This window comes from Pseudomonas sp. IT-P100 (assembly GCF_949767185.1).
In the GTDB taxonomy this organism is placed as follows: Bacteria; Pseudomonadota; Gammaproteobacteria; order Pseudomonadales; family Pseudomonadaceae; genus Aquipseudomonas; species Aquipseudomonas fluorescens_B.
The window spans coordinates 1-24,244 of the sequence record NZ_CATKQK010000018.1 but is presented as its reverse complement, the minus strand read 5'-3'; the positions used below and the strand labels follow the sequence as shown (position 1 = coordinate 24,244).

General features: G+C 59.0%; 25 protein-coding genes. 16 read left to right on the top strand and 9 right to left on the bottom strand.

Going from position 1 to position 24,244, the window contains the following annotated elements; all coding sequences use genetic code 11:
- Positions 1-41: 41 nt before the first annotated feature.
- From ACM6IQ_RS15670 to ACM6IQ_RS15620, 11 genes are all read left to right on the top strand, one after another.
- Complete coding sequence (locus ACM6IQ_RS15670) at positions 42-1,085, top strand: ABC transporter substrate-binding protein (RefSeq protein ID WP_017341104.1); 1,044 nt, start codon at positions 42-44, stop codon at positions 1,083-1,085.
- A gap of 196 nt (positions 1,086-1,281) precedes the next feature.
- The gene (locus tag ACM6IQ_RS15665; protein WP_017341103.1) at positions 1,282-2,529 is read left to right on the top strand and encodes an ABC transporter permease; all 1,248 of its coding nucleotides are present in this window, start codon (positions 1,282-1,284) and stop codon (positions 2,527-2,529) included.
- 12 nt (positions 2,530-2,541) lie between these two features.
- Positions 2,542-3,366 (top strand): ABC transporter permease, encoded by an 825-nt coding sequence (locus ACM6IQ_RS15660; RefSeq protein WP_253552217.1) that lies wholly within the window; start codon positions 2,542-2,544, stop codon positions 3,364-3,366.
- Positions 3,367-3,569: 203 nt separating this feature from the next.
- A complete protein-coding gene (locus ACM6IQ_RS15655) occupies positions 3,570-4,718 on the top strand; it encodes an iron-containing alcohol dehydrogenase (protein ID WP_414879257.1) in 1,149 nt (382 codons plus the stop codon).
- A gap of 79 nt (positions 4,719-4,797) precedes the next feature.
- On the top strand, positions 4,798-5,472 hold the full coding sequence (rpe, locus tag ACM6IQ_RS15650; RefSeq protein ID WP_008035979.1) for a ribulose-phosphate 3-epimerase: 675 nt from the start codon (positions 4,798-4,800) through the stop codon (positions 5,470-5,472).
- On the top strand, positions 5,469-6,287 hold the full coding sequence (locus ACM6IQ_RS15645) for a phosphoglycolate phosphatase (protein WP_017341100.1): 819 nt from the start codon (positions 5,469-5,471) through the stop codon (positions 6,285-6,287). Before rpe ends, ACM6IQ_RS15645 begins: the two co-directional genes overlap by 4 nt.
- A gap of 71 nt (positions 6,288-6,358) precedes the next feature.
- Positions 6,359-7,840 (top strand): anthranilate synthase component I, encoded by a 1,482-nt coding sequence (gene trpE / locus ACM6IQ_RS15640; RefSeq protein ID WP_017341099.1) that lies wholly within the window; start codon positions 6,359-6,361, stop codon positions 7,838-7,840.
- A gap of 114 nt (positions 7,841-7,954) precedes the next feature.
- Positions 7,955-8,548: an aminodeoxychorismate/anthranilate synthase component II gene (locus ACM6IQ_RS15635; protein ID WP_150634269.1), complete on the top strand. Its 594-nt coding sequence runs from the start codon at positions 7,955-7,957 to the stop codon at positions 8,546-8,548.
- A gap of 9 nt (positions 8,549-8,557) precedes the next feature.
- Complete coding sequence (gene trpD / locus ACM6IQ_RS15630) at positions 8,558-9,607, top strand: anthranilate phosphoribosyltransferase (protein ID WP_017341097.1); 1,050 nt, start codon at positions 8,558-8,560, stop codon at positions 9,605-9,607.
- Positions 9,604-10,440 carry an indole-3-glycerol phosphate synthase TrpC gene (gene trpC, locus ACM6IQ_RS15625; protein ID WP_017341096.1) on the top strand — a complete coding sequence of 279 codons (837 nt, stop codon included), beginning with the start codon at positions 9,604-9,606 and terminating at the stop codon, positions 10,438-10,440. The genes trpD and trpC overlap by 4 nt, the downstream gene beginning before the upstream one ends.
- A 155-nt stretch (positions 10,441-10,595) precedes the next feature.
- Positions 10,596-11,297, top strand: coding sequence for a biotin/lipoate A/B protein ligase family protein (locus ACM6IQ_RS15620; protein WP_017341095.1), 702 nt, complete (start codon positions 10,596-10,598; stop codon positions 11,295-11,297).
- Here ACM6IQ_RS15620 and crp read toward each other — a convergent pair.
- A complete protein-coding gene (crp, locus tag ACM6IQ_RS15615; protein WP_017341094.1) occupies positions 11,294-11,938 on the bottom strand; it encodes a cAMP-activated global transcriptional regulator CRP in 645 nt (214 codons plus the stop codon). The genes ACM6IQ_RS15620 and crp overlap by 4 nt on opposite strands.
- A gap of 230 nt (positions 11,939-12,168) precedes the next feature.
- On the opposite strand from crp, the gene ACM6IQ_RS15610 reads away from it, so the two are divergent.
- Together ACM6IQ_RS15610 and speD are read left to right on the top strand one after the other, a co-directional pair.
- Complete coding sequence (locus ACM6IQ_RS15610) at positions 12,169-12,591, top strand: OsmC family protein (protein WP_007941657.1); 423 nt, start codon at positions 12,169-12,171, stop codon at positions 12,589-12,591.
- A gap of 239 nt (positions 12,592-12,830) precedes the next feature.
- Entirely contained in the window at positions 12,831-13,625 is a 795-nt protein-coding gene (gene speD / locus ACM6IQ_RS15605; RefSeq protein WP_017341093.1) for an adenosylmethionine decarboxylase, read from the top strand.
- A gap of 100 nt (positions 13,626-13,725) precedes the next feature.
- Here speD and coq7 read toward each other — a convergent pair whose 3' ends face one another.
- The 6 genes from coq7 to hemJ all read right to left on the bottom strand — a co-directional run bounded on the left by coq7 (position 13,726) and on the right by hemJ (position 18,404).
- Entirely contained in the window at positions 13,726-14,373 is a 648-nt protein-coding gene (gene coq7, locus ACM6IQ_RS15600) for a 2-polyprenyl-3-methyl-6-methoxy-1,4-benzoquinone monooxygenase (protein ID WP_017341092.1), read from the bottom strand.
- A 258-nt stretch (positions 14,374-14,631) separates the two neighbouring features.
- Complete coding sequence (locus ACM6IQ_RS15595; RefSeq protein WP_017341091.1) at positions 14,632-14,970, bottom strand: histidine triad nucleotide-binding protein; 339 nt, start codon at positions 14,968-14,970, stop codon at positions 14,632-14,634.
- 81 nt (positions 14,971-15,051) lie between these two features.
- The gene (locus ACM6IQ_RS15590) at positions 15,052-15,840 is read right to left on the bottom strand and encodes an SDR family NAD(P)-dependent oxidoreductase (RefSeq protein ID WP_017341090.1); all 789 of its coding nucleotides are present in this window, start codon (positions 15,838-15,840) and stop codon (positions 15,052-15,054) included.
- 62 nt (positions 15,841-15,902) lie between these two features.
- Complete coding sequence (locus ACM6IQ_RS15585) at positions 15,903-16,880, bottom strand: DUF805 domain-containing protein (RefSeq protein WP_414879256.1); 978 nt, start codon at positions 16,878-16,880, stop codon at positions 15,903-15,905.
- Positions 16,881-16,973: 93 nt separating this feature from the next.
- Entirely contained in the window at positions 16,974-17,942 is a 969-nt protein-coding gene (locus tag ACM6IQ_RS15580) for an NAD(P)H-dependent flavin oxidoreductase (protein ID WP_414879255.1), read from the bottom strand.
- Positions 17,943-17,975: 33 nt separating this feature from the next.
- Positions 17,976-18,404 (bottom strand): protoporphyrinogen oxidase HemJ, encoded by a 429-nt coding sequence (gene hemJ / locus ACM6IQ_RS15575; RefSeq protein ID WP_017341087.1) that lies wholly within the window; start codon positions 18,402-18,404, stop codon positions 17,976-17,978.
- A 135-nt stretch (positions 18,405-18,539) separates the two neighbouring features.
- Between hemJ and argC the strand changes: the two genes are divergently transcribed.
- Together argC and erpA are read left to right on the top strand one after the other, a co-directional pair.
- Positions 18,540-19,574 (top strand): N-acetyl-gamma-glutamyl-phosphate reductase, encoded by a 1,035-nt coding sequence (gene argC, locus ACM6IQ_RS15570; protein WP_017341086.1) that lies wholly within the window; start codon positions 18,540-18,542, stop codon positions 19,572-19,574.
- 167 nt (positions 19,575-19,741) lie between these two features.
- Positions 19,742-20,092, top strand: a complete 351-nt coding sequence (gene erpA, locus ACM6IQ_RS15565; protein WP_007906865.1) for an iron-sulfur cluster insertion protein ErpA — start codon at positions 19,742-19,744, stop codon at positions 20,090-20,092.
- Positions 20,093-20,165: 73 nt separating this feature from the next.
- On the opposite strand, the gene ACM6IQ_RS15560 is transcribed toward erpA, so the two are convergent.
- Positions 20,166-21,257: an anhydro-N-acetylmuramic acid kinase gene (locus tag ACM6IQ_RS15560; protein ID WP_414879254.1), complete on the bottom strand. Its 1,092-nt coding sequence runs from the start codon at positions 21,255-21,257 to the stop codon at positions 20,166-20,168.
- 3 nt (positions 21,258-21,260) lie between these two features.
- Positions 21,261-22,679 (bottom strand): peptidoglycan DD-metalloendopeptidase family protein, encoded by a 1,419-nt coding sequence (locus ACM6IQ_RS15555; protein WP_017341084.1) that lies wholly within the window; start codon positions 22,677-22,679, stop codon positions 21,261-21,263.
- Between the two features lie 211 nt (positions 22,680-22,890).
- Here ACM6IQ_RS15555 and tyrS point away from each other — a divergent pair, with 211 nt between their 5' ends.
- Positions 22,891-24,090, top strand: a complete 1,200-nt coding sequence (gene tyrS / locus ACM6IQ_RS15550) for a tyrosine--tRNA ligase (RefSeq protein ID WP_017341083.1) — start codon at positions 22,891-22,893, stop codon at positions 24,088-24,090.
- Positions 24,091-24,244 lie beyond the last annotated feature (154 nt).

Genomic DNA, 24,244 nt, shown 5'->3' with positions numbered 1-24,244 from the left:
CCCCCTGCTTCAACCAACCCTGCACGTGGAGAGAACAATAAATGTTGAGATCCCTGAAATTCACCGCCCTGGTCATGGGCATGATGGGTGCGGCACACGCGATGGCGGCGGGCCCGGACCTGACCGTGGTGTCCTTTGGCGGGGCGAACAAGGCTGCGCAGGTCAAAGCCTTCTACGCACCGTGGGAAGCGGCGGGTAACGGCAAGATTGTCGCCGGCGAGTACAACGGCGAGATGGCCAAGGTCAAAGCCATGGTCGACACCAAGAGCGTGTCCTGGGACCTGGTGGAAGTTGAATCGCCAGAATTGTCCCGTGGTTGCGACGAAGACATGTTCGAGCAACTCGACCCGGCGCTGTTCGGCAAGACCGAAGATTACGTCAAAGGCGCTATCCAGCCTTGCGGCGTGGGTTTCTTCGTATGGTCGACCGTGTTGGCCTACAACGCCGACAAGCTGAAAAGCGCACCAACCAGCTGGGTGGATTTCTGGGACACCAAGAAATTCCCGGGCAAGCGTGGCCTGCGTAAAGGCGCCAAGTACACCCTGGAATTTGCTCTGATGGCCGACGGCGTTGCGCCGAAGGACGTCTACAAAGTGCTGGCCGGCAAAGACGGTCAGGACCGCGCGTTCAAAAAGCTCGATGAGCTCAAACCAAGCATTCAGTGGTGGGAAGCTGGCGCACAACCGCCGCAGTACCTCGCTTCCGGTGACGTGGTCATGAGCTCGGCCTACAACGGGCGGATTGCAGCGGTACAGAAAGAAAGCAATCTGAAAGTCGTGTGGAACGGCGGTATCTACGACTTCGACGCGTGGGCGATTCCAAAAGGCCTGGACAAGGCACGTGCTGAAGCGGCGAAGAAATTCATCGCGTTCTCGGTACAACCACAGCAGCAGAAGACCTATTCGGAAAACATCGCCTACGGCCCGGCCAACACCCAGGCTGTTCCGTTGCTGGCCAAGGATGTCCTGAAAGACATGCCTACCACTCCGGAAAACATCGCCAACCAGGTGCAGATCGACGTCAGCTTCTGGGCTGACAACGGCGAGCAACTGGAACAGCGCTTCAATTCCTGGGCTGCGAAGTAAGCAGAGGGCTCGCCCTCCTGTGAGGGCGAGCTTTTGTGGCGAGGGAGCTTGCTCCCGCTTGAGTGCGCAGCACTCACAGAATTAGCCGTTTTCAGCAGAATTTTGGGGCCGCTTCGCAGCCCAGCGCGAGCAAGCTCGCTCGCCACACCAGTTCGCTCCCACTTCAACGAATGATCAAAGATTTCCGGAGTACGCCATGGCCACCGCCATTCCCCTGAACGCGGGCACTGACCCCACCTTGAAGCAGCGGCTCAAGCACGCCGAGCGGATCAATCGCTGGAAGGCCCAGGCCTTGATCGCGCCGCTGGTGCTGTTTCTGTTGCTGGTGTTCCTGGTGCCGATCGTGGCGCTGCTCTACAAAAGCGTGGGCAACCCGGAAGTGGTCGGCGGCATGCCGCGCACCGTGGCGGCCATTGCCGGTTGGGACGGCCGCGGCCTGCCCGCTGAACCGGTGTACAAAGCGGCCAGCGAAGACCTCGCTGAAGCGCGCAAGAATCAGACCTTGGGCGACCTGTCCAAGCGCTTGAACATGGAGTTGGCCGGCTACCGCAGCCTGCTGACCAAAACCGCTCGCGCCTTGCCGTTCGCCACCGAACCGGCCTCTTATAAAGAAGCGCTGGAAGGTCTCGACGAACGCTGGGGCGACCCGGCCTACTGGCAAGCGGTTCGTCGCAACACCAGCAATATCACGCCGTACTACCTGCTGGCAGCGGTCGATCACCGCATCGACGACCTCGGCGAAATCGCCCCGGCCACGCCCGATCAGGCGATCTACCTCGACATCTTCGCCCGGACCTTCTGGATGGGCCTGATCATCACCACCATTTGCCTGGTACTGGCCTATCCATTGGCCTACCTGTTGGCAAACCTGCCATCGCGCCAAAGCAACCTGCTGATGATCCTGGTGCTGCTGCCGTTCTGGACCTCGATTCTGGTGCGGGTTGCCGCGTGGATCGTGCTGCTGCAATCAGGCGGTTTGATCAATAGCGGCCTGATGGCCATGGGCATCATCGATAAACCGCTGGAGCTGGTGTTCAACCGCACCGGGGTCTACATCTCGATGGTGCACATCCTGCTGCCGTTCATGATTCTGCCGATCTACAGCGTCATGAAAGGCATCTCGCCGACCTACATGCGCGCCGCGATTTCCCTCGGCTGCCACCCGTTCGCCAGCTTCTGGCGGGTCTACTTCCCGCAGACCTATGCGGGTGTCGGTGCCGGTTGCCTGTTGGTGTTCATCCTCGCCATCGGCTACTACATCACCCCGGCGTTGCTGGGCAGCCCGAACGATCAGATGGTCAGCTATTTCGTCGCGTTCTACACCAACACCAGCATCAACTGGGGCATGGCGACTGCGCTCGGTGGGCTGTTGCTGTTGGCGACCGTGGTGCTTTATCTGATTTACAGCTGGCTGGTGGGCGCCAGTCGCCTGCGCCTGAGCTAAGGGGAGAATGAAATGCTGAGTCCTTATATGTCGCCCATCGAACGGGTGTGGTTCTACAGCTTGCGGATTCTCTGCGGCTTGATTCTGTTGTTCCTGATTCTGCCGGTGCTGGTGATCATTCCGCTGTCGTTCAACTCGGGCAGTTTCCTGGTGTACCCGCTGCAAGGATTCTCGTTGCACTGGTATCAGGATTTCTTCGCCTCGGCGGAATGGATGCGCGCATTGAAGAACAGCATCATCGTCGCCCCGGCAGCGACCGTGCTGGCGATGATCTTCGGTACGCTGGCGGCGATTGGCCTGACCCGCGGCGACTTTCCGGGCAAGCCGCTGGTGATGGCGCTGGTGATTTCGCCGATGGTGGTGCCGGTGGTGATCATTGGTGTGGCCAGCTATTTGTTCTTTGCACCGCTGGGTCTGGGCAACAGCTTCTTCTCGCTGATCGTGGTGCATGCGGTGTTGGGTGTGCCGTTCGTGATTATCACGGTGTCGGCGACGTTGCAGGGTTTCAACCAGAACCTGGTGCGGGCCGCCGCAAGTCTGGGGGCGTCGCCGCTGACCGCGTTCCGTCGCGTGACCTTGCCGCTGATTGCGCCCGGCGTGATCTCCGGCGCGCTGTTTGCCTTTGCAACCTCGTTCGATGAGGTGGTGGTGACGCTGTTTCTCGCCGGTCCCGAGCAGGCGACCCTGCCACGGCAGATGTTCAGCGGTATCCGCGAAAACCTCAGCCCGACCATTGCCGCCGCGGCAACGCTGCTGATTGCGTTCTCGGTGATCCTGCTGCTGACCCTGGAATGGCTGCGTGGCCGCAGCGAAAAACTGCGTACCGCGCAGGTCTGACGCGGCCCGTGTAGGAGCTGCCGCAGACTGCGATCTTTTGATCTTGAACATCAAAGTCAAAAGATCGCAGCCTGCGGCAGCTCCTACGGTTTGATTTGCGTGGTTTTCGGGATCTCTATTCATTCACTTGCTGAATAGCAGACAAACCCCAATCCCCAGCTACTATTGTGCCCAGCTCCCCTATCTATAAGAGGCTGCGCACGATGAGTCTTTCCTCTTTCAAAATCGCCCACAAACTGATCACCGGCGCGGCTGCCATCGAGCAACTGTCCGCCGAACTCACGCGCCTGGACATCGACAACCCGCTGATCGTCACCGACGCCGCGCTCGTCAAGTCCGGTACGGTCGCGCTGGCGCTGGCCCAGCTGGGTGATCGGAGCTACGAGATTTTCGACCGTGTGTTGCCGGACCCGGAAATCGCCATCGTCGAAGACTGCATGCGCGTTTACCGTGAAGGCGGGCATGACGGGCTGATCGGTCTGGGCGGCGGCAGTGCGATCGACATTGCCAAAAGCGTCGCGGCCTACGCCGGTTACCACGGCGAGCTGGAAGATCTGTTCGGCATCGACCAGGTGCCACGCAAAGGCCCACCGCTGATCGCCATCCCGACTACCGCCGGCACCGGCTCGGAAGTGACCAACGTCGCGATCCTTTCCGACAAGGTCGCTCAGCTGAAAAAAGGCATCGTCAGCGACTATCTGTTGCCGGACGTGGCGCTGGTCAGCCCGCAAATGACCCTGACATGCCCGCGCAGCGTCACCGCCGCCAGTGGCGTCGACGCGCTGGTGCACGCCATCGAGTCTTATTTGTCCCTCAATGCTTCAGCCATTACCGACGCACTGGCCATCGGCGCGATCAAGTTGATCACCAAAGCGTTACCCAAGGCCTACGCGAACCCCTCCAATCTGCAGGCGCGCGAGGACATGGCCACCGCCAGCCTGATGGCGGGGATGGCATTCGGCAATGCCGGCGTCGGCGCGGTGCATGCGCTGGCGTATCCGCTGGGCGGTCGTTTCAACATCGCCCACGGTGTCAGTAACGCCTTGTTGCTGCCGTATGTCATGACCTGGAACAAAATGGCCTGCGTCGAGCGCATGCAGGATATTGCCGAAGCCATGGGGGTGAAGACCGCTCATCTGAGCGCCAATGACGCCGCGGACAAAGCCGTCGAGGCGATGACCGCATTGTGCGCCGCCGTGGAAATCCCGCCGGGCCTGCGCAGTTTCGGCGTCCCCGAGGATGCGATCCCGGCCATGGCCGTGGAAGCGGCGGGGATCGAGCGGCTGATGCGCAATAATCCGCGCAAATTGAGCGCGATTGATATCGAGAAGATCTACCGCGCGGCTTACTGATTATCGCGTCACGGTGCGCGCGTCAAAGCATGAGGTATACAATGCGCGCCATCGTGATTCTGCTCAGAAAAGGTGCGTCATGCAGCCCTTCGTAATTGCTCCGTCGATTCTCTCCGCCGACTTCGCCCGCCTGGGGGAGGAAGTGGACAACGTTCTGGCCGCCGGCGCCGACTTCGTGCACTTCGATGTCATGGACAACCACTACGTGCCGAACCTGACCATCGGCCCGATGGTCTGCGCCGCACTGCGCAAGTACGGCGTGACCGCGCCGATCGACGCGCACCTGATGGTCAGCCCGGTGGACCGCATCGTCGGTGACTTCATCGAAGCCGGCGCGACCTACATCACCTTCCACCCGGAGGCGACGCAGCACGTCGACCGTTCCCTGCAACTGATCCGCGAGGGCGGCTGCAAGTCGGGCCTGGTGTTCAACCCGGCGACCCCGCTGGACGTGCTCAAGTACGTGATGGACAAGGTCGACATGATTCTGCTGATGAGCGTCAACCCGGGCTTCGGCGGGCAGAAATTCATCCCCGGCACCCTCGACAAACTGCGCGAAGCTCGCGCATTGATCGATGCCTCGGGCCGTGACATCCGCCTGGAAATCGACGGCGGCGTGAACGTGAACAACATTCGTGAAATCGCGGCGGCTGGCGCTGACACCTTCGTGGCCGGCTCGGCGATCTTCAATGCGCCGAACTACCAGGAAGTCATCGAGAAGATGCGTTCCGAACTGGCGCTGGCCCGCCCATGAGCGGCTTTGAGCAGCTGTTCCCGGGGCGTCTGCCACGGCTGGTGATGTTCGACCTGGACGGCACGCTGGTCGATTCGGTCCCAGACCTCGCCGCGGCGGTGGATAACATGCTGCTCAATCTCGGGCGTCGGCCTGTCGGCATCGAATCGGTGCGTGACTGGGTCGGTAACGGCGTGCAGATGCTGGTGCGCCGGGCCCTGGCCAATCACATCGACGCCGAGGGTGTCGATGAGGTCGAAGCCGAACATGCCCTGGAATTGTTCAACGGCTTTTATGAGGACGGTCACGACCTGACGGTGGTTTACCCCGGCGTGCGTGACACCCTCAAGTGGCTGAACAAACAAGGCGTGGAAATGGCCCTGATCACCAACAAGCCGGAGCGCTTCGTCGCGCCGTTGCTGGATCAGATGAAGATCGGCCGCTATTTCAAATGGATCATCGGCGGCGACACCCTGCCGCAGAAGAAACCCGACCCGGCCGCGCTGTTTTTCGTGATGAAAATGGCCAACATTCCGGCGTCGCAATCGTTGTTCGTCGGTGACTCGCGCAGCGATGTGCTGGCGGCGAAAGCGGCGGGGGTCAAATGTGTGGCGCTTAGTTACGGCTACAACCATGGCCGGCCGATTGCCGAAGAGTCACCGGCGCTGGTCATCGACGACCTGCGCAAGCTAATTCCCGGTTGCCTGGATCCGGCCGCTGAGATAACGTTGGCCGACGCTGTTCAACCCCCTTCTGGAAACGCCATCGTGGTGGTCACTCGCAAACTCTGGATGAAAGTCATCAAGGCCCTGGCCCGCTGGCGTTGGCGCGCCTGACTTGTTCCTGGCCGGTTTACCGGCGCGTTTGCATACCTGACTGTTAGCACCTCAAGCCACGAGGCTACCCCATGATCCGCGAAGAATTCCTGCGTTTGGCCGCTGCTGGCTATAACCGCATCCCGCTTGCCTGCGAAACCCTGGCCGACTTCGACACGCCGCTGTCGATCTACCTGAAACTGGCTGACGAACCCAATTCCTACCTGCTCGAATCGGTGCAGGGCGGGGAGAAATGGGGCCGTTACTCGATCATCGGCCTGCCGTGCCGCACCGTGCTGCGGGTTCATGACCATCACGTCAGCGTGACCCATGATGGCGTCGAGATCGAAAGCCATGAGGCGGAAGATCCGCTGGCCTTCGTTGAAGAGTTCAAGGCCCGCTACAACGTACCGACCATCGCCGGCCTGCCGCGCTTCAACGGTGGCCTGGTGGGTTACTTCGGCTACGACTGCGTGCGTTATGTGGAGACGCGTCTGGGCAAGTGCCCGAACCCGGATCCGCTGGGCGTACCGGACATTCTGCTGATGGTGTCCGATGCGGTGGTGGTGTTCGACAACCTCGCCGGCAAGATGCACGCGATTGTCCTGGCCGACCCGTCGCAGGACGATGCCTTCGAGCAAGGTCAGGCGCGCCTGGAAGAGCTGCTGGAAAAACTCCGCCAGCCGATCACCCCACGCCGCGGCCTGGATTTCAGCAAGCAGCAATCGGCTGATCCAGTGTTCCGCTCCAGTTTCACCCAGGACGATTACGAAAAAGCCGTCGACACCATCAAGGAATACATCCTGGCCGGTGACTGCATGCAGGTCGTGCCGTCCCAGCGCATGTCGATCGACTTCAAGGCTGCGCCGATTGATTTGTACCGGGCGCTGCGCTGCTTCAACCCGACGCCTTACATGTACTTCTTCAACTTCGGCGACTTCCACGTCGTCGGCAGTTCGCCGGAAGTGCTGGTGCGGGTCGAGGACAACCTGATCACCGTGCGCCCGATCGCCGGCACGCGTCCGCGCGGGGCCAACGAAGAAGCCGATCTTGCACTGGAAAAAGACCTGCTGTCCGACGACAAGGAAATTGCCGAGCACTTGATGCTGATCGACCTGGGTCGTAACGACACCGGTCGCGTCTCGGAAATCGGTTCTGTGAAACTCACCGAAAAAATGGTCATCGAGCGTTATTCCAACGTGATGCACATCGTGTCCAACGTCACTGGCCAACTGAAGGCCGGGCTGACGGCGATGGACGCATTGCGAGCAATCCTGCCGGCGGGCACCTTGTCCGGCGCGCCGAAGATTCGCGCGATGGAAATCATCGACGAACTGGAACCGGTCAAGCGTGGCGTCTACGGCGGCGCGGTCGGTTACTTCGCCTGGAACGGCAACATGGACACCGCGATTGCCATTCGCACCGCGGTGATCAAGAACGGCGAACTGCACGTGCAGGCCGGTGGCGGCATCGTTGCCGACTCGGTGCCGGCGCTGGAATGGGAAGAAACCCTGAACAAGCGCCGTGCAATGTTCCGTGCAGTCGCCCTGGCTGAACAAACCCCGGAAAGCTGACCGATGAACGTGCCCCGTATGCCATGCCGCTTTGCCTGACAAAGCGCTGGACGCTGCGGGTCGCTCATTCGAAGGCAGTCTTTATAGTCAGTGAATTCAAGAGGTTCTCAAGCCATGTTGCTGATGATCGATAACTACGACTCTTTTACTTACAACGTTGTGCAGTACCTGGGCGAGCTCGGGGCCGAGGTCAAAGTCGTGCGCAACGATGAACTCACCATCGCCGAAATCGAAGCCCTCAATCCTGAGCGGATCGTGGTTTCACCGGGTCCTTGCACGCCGACCGAAGCCGGTGTCTCGATTGACGTGATCAAGCATTTTGGCGGCAAATTGCCGATTCTGGGTGTGTGCCTCGGCCATCAGTCCATCGGCCAGGCGTTTGGTGGCGACGTAGTCCGCGCCCGTCAGGTGATGCACGGCAAGACCAGCCCGGTTTTCCACGAAGACAAAGGTGTGTTCGAAGGCCTGAATCATCCGCTGACGGTTACGCGCTATCACTCGTTGATCGTCAAGCGCGAAACCCTGCCGGATTGTCTGGAACTGACCGCCTGGACCCAGCTTGAAGACGGCTCGGTCGACGAAATCATGGGCCTGCGTCACAAGACGTTGAACATCGAAGGTGTGCAGTTCCACCCTGAGTCTATCCTGACTGAGCAGGGCCACGAGCTGTTCGCCAACTTCCTCAAACAAACCGGCGGCACGCGCTAAGGACTTCCCATGAATATCAAGACAGCCCTGAGCCGAATCGTCGATCACCTCGACCTCAGCACCGAAGAGATGCGCGATGTGATGCGCGAAATCATGACCGGGCAGTGTTCGGATGCGCAGATTGGCGCGTTCATGATGGCCATGCGCATGAAGAGCGAAAGCATCGACGAGATCGTCGGCGCCGTGTCGGTCATGCGCGAGCTGGCGGACAAGGTCGACCTCAAGACCCTCGACGGCGTCGTCGATGTGGTCGGCACCGGCGGTGACGGGGCCAACATTTTCAACGTCTCGACGGCGTCTTCCTTCGTGGTGGCCGCGGCCGGTTGCACCGTGGCCAAGCACGGTAACCGTGCGGTGTCGGGCAAAAGCGGCAGCGCCGATCTGCTGGAAGCAGCGGGCATCTACCTGAACCTGACCCCGGTTCAGGTAGCGCGCTGCATCGACAACGTCGGCATCGGCTTCATGTTTGCCCAGACTCATCACAGTGCCATGAAGTACGCCGCCGGTCCGCGCAAGGATCTTGGTTTGCGTACCCTGTTCAACATGCTTGGCCCGCTTACGAATCCGGCCGGCGTGAAACATCAGGTGGTGGGCGTGTTCAGCCAGGCGCTGTGCCGGCCGTTGGCTGAAGTCTTGCAGCGTTTGGGCAGCAAGCACGTGTTGGTGGTGCACTCGAAGGATGGCCTGGACGAGTTCAGCCTGGCCGCGCCGACCTACGTGGCGGAATTGAAGAATGACCAGATCACCGAGTATTGGGTCGAACCCGAAGATTTGGGCATGAAGAGTCAGAGCCTGCACGGCCTGGCGGTGGAAAGCCCGGCCGCTTCGCTCGAGCTGATTCGCGATGCCCTCGGCAAACGCAAGACCGAGAGCGGTCAGAAGGCTGCCGAGATGATCGTGCTCAATGCCGGTGCCGCGCTATACGCCGCTGACCTGGCAAGTAGTTTGAAAGAAGGCGTTGCCCTGGCGCACGATGCGCTGCACACAGGCCTCGCCCGGGAAAAACTTGAGGAGTTGGGTGCATTTACCGCGGTATTCAAAGTGGAGAATGAGGGATGAGTGTACCGACGGTTCTGGAAAACATTCTGGCGCGCAAAGTCCAGGAAGTCGCCGAGCGTAGCGCTCGCGTGAGTCTGGCGGAGCTGGAAAGTCTGGCCAAGGCGGCCGATGCACCCCGTGGTTTTGCCAAGGCATTGATCGCGCAGGCCAAGCTGAAACAGCCGGCGGTCATTGCTGAAATCAAGAAAGCTTCGCCAAGCAAAGGCGTTATTCGCGAGAACTTCGTTCCTGCCGACATCGCCAAAAGCTACGAGAAGGGCGGCGCAACCTGCCTCTCGGTGCTCACCGATATCGATTATTTCCAGGGCGCCGATGCGTATCTGCAGCAGGCCCGGGCGGCGTGCAAACTGCCGGTGATCCGCAAGGATTTCATGATCGATCCGTACCAGATCGTCGAAGCCCGTGCATTGGGCGCTGACTGCGTGCTGTTGATCGTTTCCGCGCTGGACGACGTGAAGATGGCCGAGCTGGCGGCGGTGGCGAAAAGCGTCGGCCTCGATGTGCTGGTGGAAGTCCACGATGGCGACGAGCTGGAGCGGGCCTTGAAAACCCTCGACACGCCGCTGGTCGGCGTGAACAACCGCAACCTGCACACCTTCGACGTCAGCCTCGAAACCACCCTGGACCTGTTGCCGCGGATTCCGCGCGATCGTTTGGTGATCACTGAGAGCGGCATCCTCAATCGGGCCGATGTCGAACTGATGGAAATCAGCGACGTGTATGCGTTCCTGGTGGGCGAAGCGTTCATGCGCGCCGAAAGCCCGGGCACCGAGCTGCAGCGTCTGTTCTTCCCGGAGCGTGGTACGGCGGTGAGTGGTTCTACACTCGACTGAGTACAGATAGACAAGCCGCGGCGCCCCTTTCGCGAGCAAGCCCGCCCCCCACATCAGACCGCGCTGGTACAGACAACGCCGATCTAATGTGAGAGCGGGCTTGCTCGCGAAGGGAGCTCCAATTCCTCACGACTTCATGTCTTAAGGAGTTGTTCATGTTCAAACCGACTTCACTGACTGTCGAGGCTGGTCTCCTGGCCGAACAGGATCTATTGGCCTCAGTCTGCACCGGCGACTCGGAATTCGGTCTGCTGTTCTGGCAGCCAAGTGACAAAGCGCTGGTCATGCCACGCCGCTTGAATCGTCTGCCCAACTTCGAAGCCGCCTGCGAGGTATCTGCCGCTGCAGGCTGGCCAGTACTGTTGCGCGAAACCGGCGGCGAGCCAGTGCCGCAATCGGCATCAACCATCAACATCGCGCTGGTCTACGCGCCGCCACGCAGCGAGGGCGACCAGAATCGTATCGAAAGCGCCTATCGCCGACTCTGCGACCCGATCTGTCAGTTGCTGGATGAACTGGGCGGCGTTTCGTCGTTGGGCGAAGTGGACGGCGCGTTTTGCGACGGACGCTTCAACGTCAACCTCGACGGACGCAAGATGGTCGGCACCGCACAGCGCTGGCGCCAGAGCAAGGGTGGTTCACGACCGGTCGGGTTGGTGCACGGCGCCTTGTTGCTGGATAACGAGCGCGAATCGATGGTCGCGGCGGTCAATCGCTTCAACGAGGCGTGCGGTCTGGAACAGCGGGTTCGTGCCGAGAGCCACATCGCCTTGCATGAAAAGTTTGCGGCGCCCGATGCATTGGAACGTCTCGACGCGCTCTATCGCCAGTTGCTGGCAGACATGTTCAAGGTTTAGCGCGTACCGAAGACCACCATGGTCTTGCCTTTGACGTCGACCAGGTTGCGCTCTTCCAGGTCCTTGAGCACGCGACCGACCATCTCCCGGGAACACCCGACAATCCGCCCGATTTCCTGACGAGTCACCTTGATCTGCATGCCATCAGGGTGGGTCATCGCATCGGGCTGTTTGCACAATTCCAGCAGGCAACGGGCAACGCGGCCAGTCACGTCGAAAAATGCGAGGTCGCCGACCTTGCGTGTGGTGTTGCGCAGGCGCTGTGCGATTTGTCCGCTGAGTACGTAAAGAATGTCTGGATCCTGCTGGGACAACTCGCGAAATTTCGCGTAGCTGATTTCCGCGACTTCGCACTCGATCTTGGCGCGCACCCAGGCGCTGCGCTCCTGTTCCAGGCCGGCCTGTTCAAACAGACCCAGCTCTCCGAAAAAGTCCCCGGCGTTCAGGTAGGCGATGATCATTTCACGGCCGTCGTCATCCTCGATCAGAATGGTGACCGAGCCTTTGATGATGAAGAACAGAGTCTCCGAGCGATCACCGGCGCAAATGATGTTGCTCTTGGCCGCATAACGACGGCGCTGGCAATGCATCAACAGCTTGTCGACGTTCTTGATTTTGGGTGTAGGGGCAATAGCAACCATGGTTGTATCCCGAAAAGACTGCACGGTGTGTTTGGTTTTTTTATGAGGCACTGACGTCGGAGCGAAGCTGGCTATGCGCCAGCGAATTGGCGCCAGCTTACCAGACACTTCCTGCAATATTCGAGAATTTACCTACAAAGCCGGTGGTTATGTCTTAGGACGGCGAACGCTGTCAATCCAAGGCCCTGTGCTAAGCTGGCGACCCTTTTTTAGACAGTGGAGTCTTGGCGATGAAGGCACGCATCCAATGGGCTGGCGAAGCCATGTTCCTCGGCGAATCCGGCAGCGGTCATGTCGTGGTCATGGACGGTCCGCCCGATGCCGGTGGTCGTAACCTGGGTGTCCGGCCGATGGAAATGCTCCTGCTGGGTGTCGGCGGTTGCAGCAATTTCGATGTGGTCAGCATTCTCAAGAAGTCCCGTCAGGCCGTCGAAAGCTGCGAAGCCTTCCTCGAAGCCGAGCGTGCGACCGAGGACCCGAAGGTCTTCACCAAGATCCACATGCACTTCGTGGTCAAGGGCCGCGGGCTGAAAGAAGCCCAGGTCAAACGCGCCATCGAGTTGTCTGCCGAGAAGTATTGCTCGGCGTCGATCATGCTCGGCGCGGCCGGTGTTGCGATTACCCACGACTACGAAATCATCGAACTCGGTTGAATCGACATTCAACTATCATAAAAGCAGTGCAGACTCTGGCGATCCCAAGCTGACGTCTGCATAATGCGCCACTTTTTTCAGGGTAGTGGTCCGTCAGCCGACCGGCCGCTCGCCCGAACAGACAACCAAAATCGCCATCGCGAAGAGGTGTTAACCGTCCTACGCAGGTGCGTCGTTCGCATCTGACGGGCATGCTTGATCACGCGGCCCGGGCCGCAATACATAGAGAGTTTTTAACGGTGAAAAGCAAACTCAAGCTCCACGGGTTCAATAACCTGACAAAGACCTTGAGCTTCAACATCTATGACATCTGCTACGCGGAAACCCCGCAAGACCAGCAGGCTTACGTCGAGTACATCAATGAAGAGTACAACGCGAAACGCCTGACGCAGATCCTCACGGAAGTTGTCGATATCATTGGTGCCAACATCCTGAACATCGCCAGTCAGGACTACGATCCGCAAGGCGCCAGCGTCACGATTCTGATCTCTGAAGAGCCGGTGACCCCGACCGACAGCCAGATCGAAGAATCCCCGGGCCCGTTGCCCGAGATTATCCTGGCCCACCTCGACAAGAGCCACATCACGGTGCACACCTACCCGGAAATCCATCCGGACGACGGCATTGCGACCTTCCGTGTGGACATTGACGTGTCGACCTGTGGCGTCATTTCACCGCTCAAAGCGCTCAACTTCCTGATTCACCAGTTCGATTCGGACATTGTGACCGTGGATTATCGTGTGCGCGGTTTCACCCGTGACGTCGAAGGCAACAAGCACTTCATCGATCACGAGATCAACTCGATTCAGAACTACCTCTCCGACGACACCCGCGACGCGTACCAGATGACCGACGTGAACGTGTACCAGGAAAACCTGTTCCACACCAAAATGCTGTTGAAGAACTTCGAACTGGATAACTACCTGTTCGGTGATGCGACCAACAGCCTGTCCCCTGAGCAGCGTGCTCAAGTGACCGACCGTGTGAAACACGAAATGCTCGAAATCTTCTACGCGCGCAACATGCCGACCTAAGACTTTGAACACAAAAAAAGGCGACTACCTCACGGCAGTCGCCTTTTTTGTGTCTTGCCCCTGTAGGAGCAGCAAGCTTGCGCCTACAAAAAATCTGAAATCAGATCCGATAAGTACTCTTGGTCATCACCTTGGCCATCAAGCTCATCCCGAACTTCACCGGCGCCGGAAAACGAAAGCCCCCAGCCTCCAACGCACTTTCGGCATGGTGCTCTTCATCAATCCGCATTTGCTCAAGTATCGCCCGGGATTTTTCGTCCTCGGCCGGCAACTGCTCAAGATGTTCATTCAAATGCTTGCACACCTGATGCTCCGTTGCCGCAACGAACCCCAGGCTGACCTTGTCGCTGATCAACCCGGCTACCGCACCAATCCCGAATGACATGCCATAGAACAGCGGATTGAGAATGCTGGTGTGGCTGCCCAACTGCTTGATGCGTTGCTCGCACCAGACCAGGTGGTCAATTTCTTCTTCAGCGGCATGTTCCATGGCCGCGCGCACCTGCGGCAACTTGGCGGTCAGGGCCTGACCCTGATACAGCGCCTGGGCGCAGACTTCGCCGGTGTGGTTGATACGCATCAAACCGGCAACGTGCCGGGTGTCTTCGTCGCTCATTTGCGTTTCCGGCTGCACGATCGCGGGAGACGGACGGTACGGCTGGCCACTGAAGGGCAGCAGGGTACGCATCGCAGCATCGGCTTGCAGCAGAAGACGGTCAATCGGCGAGTAGTGACGTTGGGTAGTCATGCTGACCTCCGGGAAGAATCTCGGCGGCCAGTTTACCCCAATCGGCCAGGGAAGGTTTGCGCTGGGTCATGAGCCGGGATGAAGGGCGTGGCGGGACAGGTTTCTGTGGCGAGAGAACTTGCTCCCGTCCGACTGCGAAGCAGTCGCAATGAAGGCTGATTTGTTTTTCCTGATAAGTCGGGGGCTCAGGTTTCAGGGCCGCTACGCAGCCCCGCGGGAGCAAAAGCTCCCTCACCACAAACACCCGCAGAGCTGCAATCAACCCGGCGGCCAATGCATCTGGCGTTGACCCAGTACGTGCATATGAATGTGGTAAACAGTCTGTCCGCCTTCTTCATTGCAGTTCATGACAACGCGAAAACCTTTCTCGCAACCCAGTTCCTTTGCCAGGCGCTGGGCAGTGAACAGGATATGCCCGGCCAATGCCTTGTCGTCCTCGGTGAGGTCGTTGAGGGTGCGCACCGGTTTCTTCGGGATCACCAGAAAATGCACCGGTGCCTGTGGGGCGATGTCGTGGAAGGCCAGTACCTGGTCGTCCTCGTAAATGATCTTCGCCGGGATTTCCCGGTTGATGATCTTGGTGAACAGAGTATCCACAGCTGTTTTCTCCGTTATTTGGTCTGGCCTGAGTGTACTCATGGGTGATCCCCGCGCCCAGCCTTTTGCCCTGAAGCTTGATCAGCGCGGGCAATAGGCCTTGTTGACCATGCCTGTGAGGGTCCTGATCAACCAGCGTGAGCCAAGCCGTGGCAGGAAAGCGAGCCAGCGGTTCAGCCGGCCCGGAATAATGATGGCGCGATTCTTTTCCAGAGCCCGCACCGTATACAGCGCGACTTCCTCGGGGCTCATCAACAGTTTGCTTCGGACCAGTTTGTCGCTGTCCAACTGCGCGGTGCGGAAAAACGCGGTGCGGGTCGGACCGGGGCAGAGTACGGAAACCTTGACCGCGCATTTCTTCAGCTCGACGCGCAACCCTTCGGAGAAGTGCAGCACATAGGCTTTGCTGGCGTAGTAAGTGCTCATCCAGGGGCCGGGATGGAAGGCCGCGACCGAAGCGACATTCAGGATCTGTCCGCCACCCTGCAACGCCATGCTGTTACCGATGGCATGACACAGGCGGGTCAGGGCCAGGATGTTCACTTCGATCAGGTCTTGCTCGGTCATCCAGTCCTGCGCCAGGAAAGGGCCGCAGGTGCCGATGCCGGCGCAGTTCACCAGCAGGTCGATCTGCCGGTCACCTTCTTCCAGTTCCAGCAGAAACCCGGACAGGCGCAGTGGCTCGCCGAGGTCGCAGGCGCGGAATAACACCTCCACGCCAAAACGTTGGGTCAGTTCAATTGCAATACTTTCCAGCTGATCACGTTGTCGGGCCACCAGAATCAGGCTGCGGCCACGGCGGGCCAGCGCTTCGGCCATCGCCAGGCCGATGCCGCTGGAAGCGCCAGTGATCAGAGCGTAACGGGTCATGCAGTTCTCCATCGCAACGGCTCCGCGCCGGCGACGCAGGTGTCACGGGCGGGGAGCGCTGTTCATTCTTTCGCAGAGTCTACAGGGGCCGGGGCTTCTTCGGCTTCATCGTCTGTGGAATCCGGTACTTGTTCCGCCTCTTCGGCGGGCTCGGCTTCCACTTCGTCGGTGGTTACCGAGCCGCTGTCATAGCTGGTTTCGGCCGCGGTTTCGTATTCTTGCTGGATTGCACTGAAGCCACCCGCCAACAGACCAACAAAGCCGAGGGCAATGACCACGACCCACAGCGAAGACAGCACTTTGACTGCCGTGGTGTTCGGCGGTGGTGGAGGGCCGTAGCGATTGGCGATGTTGGTGCCTGGCACGCACATGATCACGAACGGAAAGAAACTGCCCACGAATGGCACGAGATTCAGCAACCAGAGCCAGCCGGACCAGCCAATGTCGTGCAGCCGTTGAACGCTGATCTGAATGCTGACGACTGCGATGGCGATGCACAGAAAAAATGCCACCAGGCCTCCGACAATCAGGCCTGCGGTGGAATCGCTGCTGATCAGGGCGATGGCGAAAATCGCCACGACCGACCCGATACCGAGCATGACCAGCGTCAGGACCATGGTCCAGGCCAGATAACGCAAACGGCCGATGCGTCCTTCGACGCTGAATGGCTTGAGCGTGGCGAACTGCGGCAAGCTTTCACCAACGGTGGCCCGCGGCGGTGCGTAGGGAGAATCGGGGTCTGCGAATACTGGTTGGCTGCTTACGGCGGCGTGGTGTTGAACATCGTCCAGGTTCAGTTCAATCGAGGGTTCGGCTTCGATACGGGCATCGATGCCGGTTTTCGTCAGCGCCTGAAGGTAGGTTTGCGCCTCTGTCTGCGACAGGTTTTGCTTGAGCGTTACGGTCTGCCCGGTGAACAGCCGTTCGATGGCCGCCACTTCGCTTTTGTACAACGCCGCCAGATTGAGTTTGGCGGTGGTGATCTCAACGCCCGGCAGCAGAGCGCCGTCGAATACGATCTTGAAACGGTTGTCGCTCATTGCGAGGCATCCTTGTCGCGAGTGTTTGAATAGTTAAGGTGCTGCGATCACGGAGTGTAAGGCCAGCCGAGGATGGCTGGCCAAATTTTCCTGTCAGCGTGGCCAGCGTTTCGGCAGTTGTGCCGCCAGTTCCAGCGCCTTGCGGTATTCAGCGTCCAGCCGGGCGACCAATTGATCCACGCTCGGCAAATCATCGATTTCTCCGACGCCCTGGCCGGCGGACCACACGGTTTTCCAGGCCTTGGCTTCATCGCTCAATGGCTTGAGCTTGGAGCCGAAATTGACCTCGCCCTTGTTTTGCAGCGCCGCCATGTCGAAACCGGCCGCTTCCAGGCTCTGACGCATAAAACTCGCCGGTACGCCCGACACGGCCGGTGTATGGATGATGTCTGCCGCTCTGGCGTTCAGCAGCATCTCTTTGTAGGCGTCAGGTGCATGACTTTCAGCGGTGCCGATAAATCGTGTACCGAAGTAGGCCAGATCCGCACCGAGCAATTGTGCCGCGAGTATCTCGTGGCCATGATTGAGGCAGCCGGCCAGCAGCAGGGTCTTGTCGAAGAACTGGCGGATTTCGGCAATCAGCGAAAACGGGCTCCAGGTTCCCGCGTGTCCGCCGGCGCCCGCGGCCACGGCAATCAAGCCATCAACGCCCGCTTCGGCGGCTTTCTCTGCGTGGCGTCGGGTCGTTACGTCATGGAAGACCAGGCCTCCATAACTGTGGACGGCATCGACCAGTTCTTTCACGGCGCCGAGGCTGGTGATCACGATCGGCACCTTGTGCTCGATGCAGATGTCCAGGTCCGCCTGCAGCCGCGGATTACTGTTGTGGACGATCAGGTTCACGGCATAGGGCGCGGGGTTGTCCAGTGTCGCCAGGCCAGCCTCGATTTCTTCCAGCCAGGCTTTGAAACCGCTGCTCTCGCGCTGGTTCAGCGCGGGAAAGCTGCCCACTACGCCATTACGGCAGCAGGCGAGTACCAATTGTGGATTGGAAATCAGGAACATCGGCGCTGCCACGACGGGCAGGCGCAAACGTTGTTCGAGCAAAGCGGGCAGCGACATTGGAAGTACCCCGGTGAGTGGTGCCGATTGAAGTTAGAACGGCCGAACGACGACCAGAATTACGATAGCCAGCAATATCAGAACCGGCACTTCATTGAACCAGCGATAAAAGACATGGCTGCGGGTGTTCTCGCCACGGGCAAAACGTTTCACCTGCGCGCCGCACATGTGGTGGTAGCCGATCAGGATGACCACCAGCGTCAATTTGGCGTGAATCCAGGCGCCTTGACTGAATATGCTTGGGTTCAGCGCAATCAGTGCAATACCGAAAATCAGCGTGGCGATCATCGCCGGGCCCATGATGCCGCGGTACAGCTTGCGCTCCATCAGGCTGAAGCGTTCTTTGCTGACAGCGTCTTCGCTTTGGGCGTGATAGACGAACAGGCGCGGCAAGTAAAACAGGCCGGCAAACCAGCAGACCATGCTGATGATGTGAAGCGCTTTGAGCCACAGATAAAGCATTTTTAGTTATTCCCAGGTTCACGGTAGCGAAGATAGTAGAGGGTAGAGCGTCCGCACGTCACCTTGCCGGTTGTCGCAGGACGATACGGGCCCTATTATCGACGGCTTTCCAGTGGGTTCGTTGAGGGCAGGTTTATGGTCAAGGTCGGTATCGTCGGCGGCACGGGTTACACCGGTGTCGAACTGCTGCGTCTGTTGGCGCAGCATCCGCAGGCAGAAGTGGTGGTGATCACTTCCCGATCCGAGGCCGGTCTGGCCGTGGCTGACATGTACCCGAACCTGCGCGGTCATTACGATGGCCTGGCGTTCAGCGTTCCGGACATCAAGACCCTGGGCGCCTGCGACGTGGTGTTCTTCGCCACGCCTCACGGTGTCGCCCATGCGCTGGCCGGTGAACTGCTGGCGGCCGGGACCAAGGTCATCGACCTGTCGGCAGACTTCCGTCTGCAAGACGCTGACGAATGGGCCAAGTGGTACGGCCAGCCGCACGGTGCGCCGCAGCTGCTGGAAGAAGCGGTCTACGGCTTGCCGGAAGTCAATCGCGAGCAAATCAAACAGGCGCGCCTGATCGCCGTGCCAGGTTGCTACCCGACCGCTACGCAACTGGGCTTCCTGCCATTGCTCGAAGCCGGCCTGGCCGATACCACTCGCTTGATCGCTGACTGCAAATCCGGCGTCAGCGGTGCCGGTCGTGGCGCTTCCGTAGGTTCGCTGTACTCCGAGACATCGGAAAGCATGAAGGCCTACGCCGTCAAAGGTCACCGTCACTTGCCGGAAATTCGCCAGGGTCTGCGTCGCGCAGCAGGCAAGGACGTCGGGCTGACTTTCGTTCCGCACCTGACCCCGATGATTCGCGGCATCCACTCGACACTCTATGCGACGGTCGTGGATCGCTCGGTGGATCTGCAGGCGCTGTTTGAAAAGCGTTATGCCAACGAGCCGTTCGTTGATGTGATGCCGGCAGGCAGCCATCCGGAAACCCGCAGCGTACGCGGTGCCAACGTCTGCCGTATCGCCGTGCATCGTCCGCAGGACGGTGATCTGGTGGTGGTGTTGTCGGTAATCGATAACCTGGTCAAAGGCGCGTCGGGTCAGGCAGTACAGAACCTGAACATCCTGTTTGGACTGGATGAACGTCTGGGCCTGTCCCACGCCGGCATGTTGCCGTAAGGTTTATCCCGCTCAGTAAAAAGGCCCGTCGAACGGGCCTTTTTGCATTTCCTGCCGGCAATCGGGTTTATTGATATACCGTAACAATAGTTGACCAATTTTCTAGGAGAAGCGGATAATGCGCGTCATCACGCATTATGGCGGCGTAACGCCGGGAGATAGTTAGCATGAGCGTCGAATCCTTCACCCCCACGGCTTTGCAATTCACCCACGGTGCCGCGCACAAGGTGAAGAGCCTGGTCGATGAAGAGGGGAATGATCGCTTGAAGCTGCGCGTATTTGTTACGGGCGGCGGTTGTTCAGGTTTTCAGTACGGCTTTACCTTCGATGAAGAAGTGGCCGATGACGACACCATCGTCGAGCGCGAGGGTGTGAGTCTGGTCGTCGATCCGATGAGCTTCCAGTACCTGGCAGGCGCCGAGGTGGATTACCAGGAAGGTCTGGAAGGTTCGCGTTTCGTCATCAAGAACCCGAACGCCACCACCACGTGTGGCTGCGGCTCTTCGTTCTCGATCTGATCGCGCTTCACCGCATGAACAAACGCCGCATGACCTCAGGGTCATGCGGCGTTTTGCTGTCCGGGGTTCTGCTTCAGGCGGGGTAGATGGCGCCGAGTATGCGCAGGCCGCGGGCACCGGTGACGCTTGGGCGGTTGGCGGCGATGCCTTCGAGGCAGCAGTGGGCCAGCCAGGCGAAGGCCATGGCCTCTACCCAGTCGGGGTCAACGCCGTGAGTGGCTGTGCTGCTGACTGTCGCGTCAGGCAGCAGGCTGGCCAGCCGCTTCATCAATGTGGTGTTGTGTGCGCCGCCGCCACAAACCAGCAACTCCCGGGTATCCGATTGAGCGCTTTGCAGCGATTCGGTAATGGTCAGTGCGGTCAGTTCAAGCAGCGTTGCTTGCACGTCTTCGGCGGCGAAGGGCGGCAGCTTTGATAAATGCTGTGTCAGCCAAGGCAGGTTGAACACTTCGCGACCCGTGCTTTTCGGGCCTTTGGTCAGGAAGAACGGATCGTCAAGCAGCGCTTTCAGCAGAACAGGTTCGATCTCGCCGCTGGCGGCCCATTGGCCGTCGCGATCAAAGTTTTCGCCACGTTGCTGATGAATCCAGGCGTCCAGCAACACATTCCCCGGGCCGCAGTCGAAGCCCGCCACAGGTTTGCCGGGCTCGATCAGGCTGAGGTTGCTGAAACCGCCAACATTCAATACCGCGCGGTTGCCTGCCTGTTCTTCAAACAAGGCTTCGTGGAAGGCCGGAACCAGCGGGGCGCCTTGACCGCCGGCCGCCACATCGCGGCTGCGGAAGTCGCTGACTACCGTGATACCGGTCAATTCTGTCAGCAGGGCGGGGTTGCCGATTTGCACCGTGAAGCCGCGCGACGGTTCGTGGCGAATGGTCTGGCCGTGGCTGCCAATCGCGCGAATGTCTTCGGGTTTCAGGTTCTGTTCATCAAGAAGGGTATGAATGCCCTGCGCCGCCAGCTTTACCCAATTCTGCTGGGCAATGGCTGAGCGGGCAATTTCGTCCGGGCCACTGGCGCACAAGCCAAGCAGCTCGCTGCGCAGGGAGTCAGGCATGGGAATGTAGTGCGTGGCGATCAGCTTGATCGCTGGCGCTATCTCGACCAGCGCGATATCCAGGCCATCGAGGCTGGTCCCGGACATCACACCTATATAGAGCGTCATGGCTTAGCGCTTGCTCGAAGCCAGTTGGGTGGACTTCTCTTGGTCCATGCGCGCCATCAGCGGCTGACTCTGCGCGAGGAAGCGAGCGCGTTCCGCTTTGGAAATCGGATCGGCCATCGCCACCTTTTGACCCAGCGGATCAACGTGCACACCATTGACCTGGAACTCATAGTGCAAATGAGGGCCAGTAGACAGGCCGGTGGTACCGATGTATCCAATCACTTGGCCCTGCTTTACAGAACTACCAGTCCGGACGCCTTTGGCAAATCCCTGCATGTGACCATACAGTGTGCGATAGGTGTTGCCGTGCTGAATGATCACGGTGTTGCCGTAGCCGCCGCGTCGACCGGCCAACAACACTTTGCCGTCGCCGGCAGCCTTGATTGGCGTACCGCGAGGAGCTGCGTAGTCGACACCTTTGTGGGCGCGGATCTTGTTCAGGATCGGGTGCTTGCGACCCATGGAAAACTTGGAACTGATGCGAGCGAAATCTACCGGTGTACGAATAAACGCTTTGCGCATGCTGTTGCCGTCAGCAGTGTAGTAGCTGCTGTTGCCTTGTTTGTTGGTGTAGCGCACGGCGGTGTAGGTCTTGCCGCGGTTGGTGAAGCGCGCTGAGAGGATCGGCCCGTTACCGACGGCCTTGCCGTTGACAACCTTTTGTTCGTAGATCACGTCGAACTCGTCACCCTGGCGAATATCCTGGGCGAAGTCGACGTCATAGCCAAACACGCTGGCCATGTCCATGGTCAGGCTGTGCGACAGGCCGGCGCGAGCGGCAGATTGTGACAGCGAGCTGTTGATCACACCATGAACGTAGGCTGAGCGCACGGTAGGCTTGGCGGTGATTCTGTTGAATACGTAACCCTTGTCATTCTTGGTCAGCGTGATGCTTTCGAGGTCGCTGACCTTGCTGTGCAGGTTGGTCAGCTGGCCTTCAGGGCTCAATTCGAATTCGAGTTTCTGGCCATGTTTCAACTGGCTGAACTGCTTGGCTTGCTTGTCGCTGGCCAGTACTTCATGCACCGACGCAGCTGGAAGTCCGACTTTTTCGAACAGCGTAGAAAGCGTATCGCCTTTGGCGACGATCACTTCCCTGTGGTTGGGTGCCTTCTTTTCCTCGACCACTGGCACAGGTTCGGCCTGAGCGGTTTCCGGGGTATCTTCGGCGCTGTTTTCGATTTGCGCGAAAGGGGACGTTGCGGACTCATTTGTGGCTTGGGCCGCTTCGGCGGCGTCTTGATCTTGTGTCAGTTGTTCAGCAGGGCTTTCCAGTTCAAGACTCAGAGTCGTCTTTTTGGCTTCTACATCACTGGAAGGAAATACCAGAAGCGCCAGGCTCAGAAGGGCGGCGATGCCACTTGCTGCGAGCAGGTGGGTCTTCGGGTAAAGCGGTGGCGCTTTAGACGATTCTTTGGTCATAGGTAATTTTGACTTTGAAAAAGATGAATTGGAAAAGATGAATGACATGATGAAGATGAAATAACTGTATAAAATATAACCAAATCATCTCTGAAGCAAGTCCGTGGTCACTCTGCCAGCGGATTGGCGTCATTGCGCCGGCCAAACTTTGTATTTGACGCGCGATCTTGTATGGTTGGTTCCCTTTGAATTCGAGCCTTGCGGGTCTGTTATGAAGTCGGTTGAAGAGCAGCTAGCGCTGATCAAACGTGGTGCGGAAGAACTGTTGGTCGAGTCCGAGCTGATCGAAAAGCTCAAGCGTGGCCAGCCGCTGCGTATTAAGGCAGGCTTCGATCCGACCGCGCCGGATTTGCACCTGGGTCACACTGTGCTTATTAATAAGCTGCGTCAGTTCCAGGAGCTGGGGCATCAGGTGATCTTCCTTATAGGTGACTTCACCGGGATGATCGGTGATCCAAGCGGCAAGAGCGCAACGCGTCCACCACTTACCCGTGAGCAGGTTCTCGAGAATGCCGAGACCTACAAGACTCAAGTCTTCAAGATTCTTGATCCGGCGAAAACCGAAGTGGCGTTCAACTCCACCTGGATGGACCAGATGGGGCCGGCCGACTTCATTCGCCTGACATCGCAGTACACCGTTGCGCGCATGCTCGAGCGTGACGACTTCGATAAGCGCTATACGACCAATCAACCCATTGCCATTCATGAGTTCCTTTATCCGCTGGTTCAGGGTTACGACTCGGTCGCCTTGCGCGCGGATGTCGAGCTGGGCGGCACCGACCAGAAGTTCAACCTGCTGATGGGGCGTGAGCTGCAACGTGCTTATGGTCAGGAAGCTCAGTGCATTCTGACCATGCCGTTGCTCGAAGGCCTGGATGGCGTAAAGAAGATGTCCAAATCGTTGGGCAACTACGTCGGTATTCAGGAAGCGCCGGGTGTGATGTACGGCAAGCTGGTTTCCATTCCGGATGCGCTGATGTGGCGTTACTTCGAATTGCTCAGCTTCCGCTCTATGGACGAGATCAATGCATTCCGTGCTGATGTCGAGGTGGGTGCCAATCCGCGTGACATCAAGATCAAGCTGGCCGAAGAGATCGTTGCACGCTTCCATGGCGAGGAGGCTGCAGCCAATGCTCACCGTGCGGCGGGTAACCGTATGAAGGACGGGGAGCTGCCGGACGATCTGCCGGAAATCGAATTGACTGCTACCGAAGATATGCCGATCGCGGCTGTCCTTAATAAAGCCGGCCTCGTGAAGAACTCGGCGATGGCGCGTGATCTCCTGAATTCTGGCGGTGTTCGTATAGATGGTGAGGTTGTCGATCGCACCTTTATATATGTACTGGGCGCTACCCATGTTTGCCAGGCCGGGAAGAAGGCATTTGCGCGGATTTCGCTTAAATCCGAATAAGGCTGAAATAAGGGTTGACGGCAGATTCTGGAAGTCTATAATTCGCCCCACTTCCGGCGCAGTCGAAACGGAAAACTCCTTGGTAAACAACGAGTTATGAAGTTTTCGACAGCGAGTTGCTTCAGTTCATCGAAGTCCAGAAGGAGTTGGTCGG

Excerpts from the sequence above, each read along its gene's own strand:
- ACM6IQ_RS15670 (WP_017341104.1), top strand. The coding sequence starts at position 42 with ATGTTGAGATCCCTGAAATTCACCGCCCTGGTCATGGGCATGATGGGT.
- ACM6IQ_RS15665 (WP_017341103.1), top strand. The coding sequence starts at position 1,282 with ATGGCCACCGCCATTCCCCTGAACGCGGGCACTGACCCCACCTTGAAG.
- ACM6IQ_RS15660 (WP_253552217.1), top strand. The coding sequence starts at position 2,542 with ATGCTGAGTCCTTATATGTCGCCCATCGAACGGGTGTGGTTCTACAGC.
- ACM6IQ_RS15655 (WP_414879257.1), top strand. The coding sequence starts at position 3,570 with ATGAGTCTTTCCTCTTTCAAAATCGCCCACAAACTGATCACCGGCGCG.
- rpe (WP_008035979.1), top strand. The coding sequence starts at position 4,798 with ATGCAGCCCTTCGTAATTGCTCCGTCGATTCTCTCCGCCGACTTCGCC.
- ACM6IQ_RS15645 (WP_017341100.1), top strand. The coding sequence starts at position 5,469 with ATGAGCGGCTTTGAGCAGCTGTTCCCGGGGCGTCTGCCACGGCTGGTG.
- trpE (WP_017341099.1), top strand. The coding sequence starts at position 6,359 with ATGATCCGCGAAGAATTCCTGCGTTTGGCCGCTGCTGGCTATAACCGC.
- ACM6IQ_RS15635 (WP_150634269.1), top strand. The coding sequence starts at position 7,955 with ATGTTGCTGATGATCGATAACTACGACTCTTTTACTTACAACGTTGTG.
- trpD (WP_017341097.1), top strand. The coding sequence starts at position 8,558 with ATGAATATCAAGACAGCCCTGAGCCGAATCGTCGATCACCTCGACCTC.
- trpC (WP_017341096.1), top strand. The coding sequence starts at position 9,604 with ATGAGTGTACCGACGGTTCTGGAAAACATTCTGGCGCGCAAAGTCCAG.
- ACM6IQ_RS15620 (WP_017341095.1), top strand. The coding sequence starts at position 10,596 with ATGTTCAAACCGACTTCACTGACTGTCGAGGCTGGTCTCCTGGCCGAA.
- crp (WP_017341094.1), bottom strand. The coding sequence starts at position 11,938 with ATGGTTGCTATTGCCCCTACACCCAAAATCAAGAACGTCGACAAGCTG.
- ACM6IQ_RS15610 (WP_007941657.1), top strand. The coding sequence starts at position 12,169 with ATGAAGGCACGCATCCAATGGGCTGGCGAAGCCATGTTCCTCGGCGAA.
- coq7 (WP_017341092.1), bottom strand. The coding sequence starts at position 14,373 with ATGACTACCCAACGTCACTACTCGCCGATTGACCGTCTTCTGCTGCAA.
- ACM6IQ_RS15590 (WP_017341090.1), bottom strand. The coding sequence starts at position 15,840 with ATGACCCGTTACGCTCTGATCACTGGCGCTTCCAGCGGCATCGGCCTG.
- ACM6IQ_RS15585 (WP_414879256.1), bottom strand. The coding sequence starts at position 16,880 with ATGAGCGACAACCGTTTCAAGATCGTATTCGACGGCGCTCTGCTGCCG.
- ACM6IQ_RS15580 (WP_414879255.1), bottom strand. The coding sequence starts at position 17,942 with ATGTCGCTGCCCGCTTTGCTCGAACAACGTTTGCGCCTGCCCGTCGTG.
- hemJ (WP_017341087.1), bottom strand. The coding sequence starts at position 18,404 with ATGCTTTATCTGTGGCTCAAAGCGCTTCACATCATCAGCATGGTCTGC.
- argC (WP_017341086.1), top strand. The coding sequence starts at position 18,540 with ATGGTCAAGGTCGGTATCGTCGGCGGCACGGGTTACACCGGTGTCGAA.
- erpA (WP_007906865.1), top strand. The coding sequence starts at position 19,742 with ATGAGCGTCGAATCCTTCACCCCCACGGCTTTGCAATTCACCCACGGT.
- ACM6IQ_RS15560 (WP_414879254.1), bottom strand. The coding sequence starts at position 21,257 with ATGACGCTCTATATAGGTGTGATGTCCGGGACCAGCCTCGATGGCCTG.
- ACM6IQ_RS15555 (WP_017341084.1), bottom strand. The coding sequence starts at position 22,679 with ATGACCAAAGAATCGTCTAAAGCGCCACCGCTTTACCCGAAGACCCAC.
- tyrS (WP_017341083.1), top strand. The coding sequence starts at position 22,891 with ATGAAGTCGGTTGAAGAGCAGCTAGCGCTGATCAAACGTGGTGCGGAA.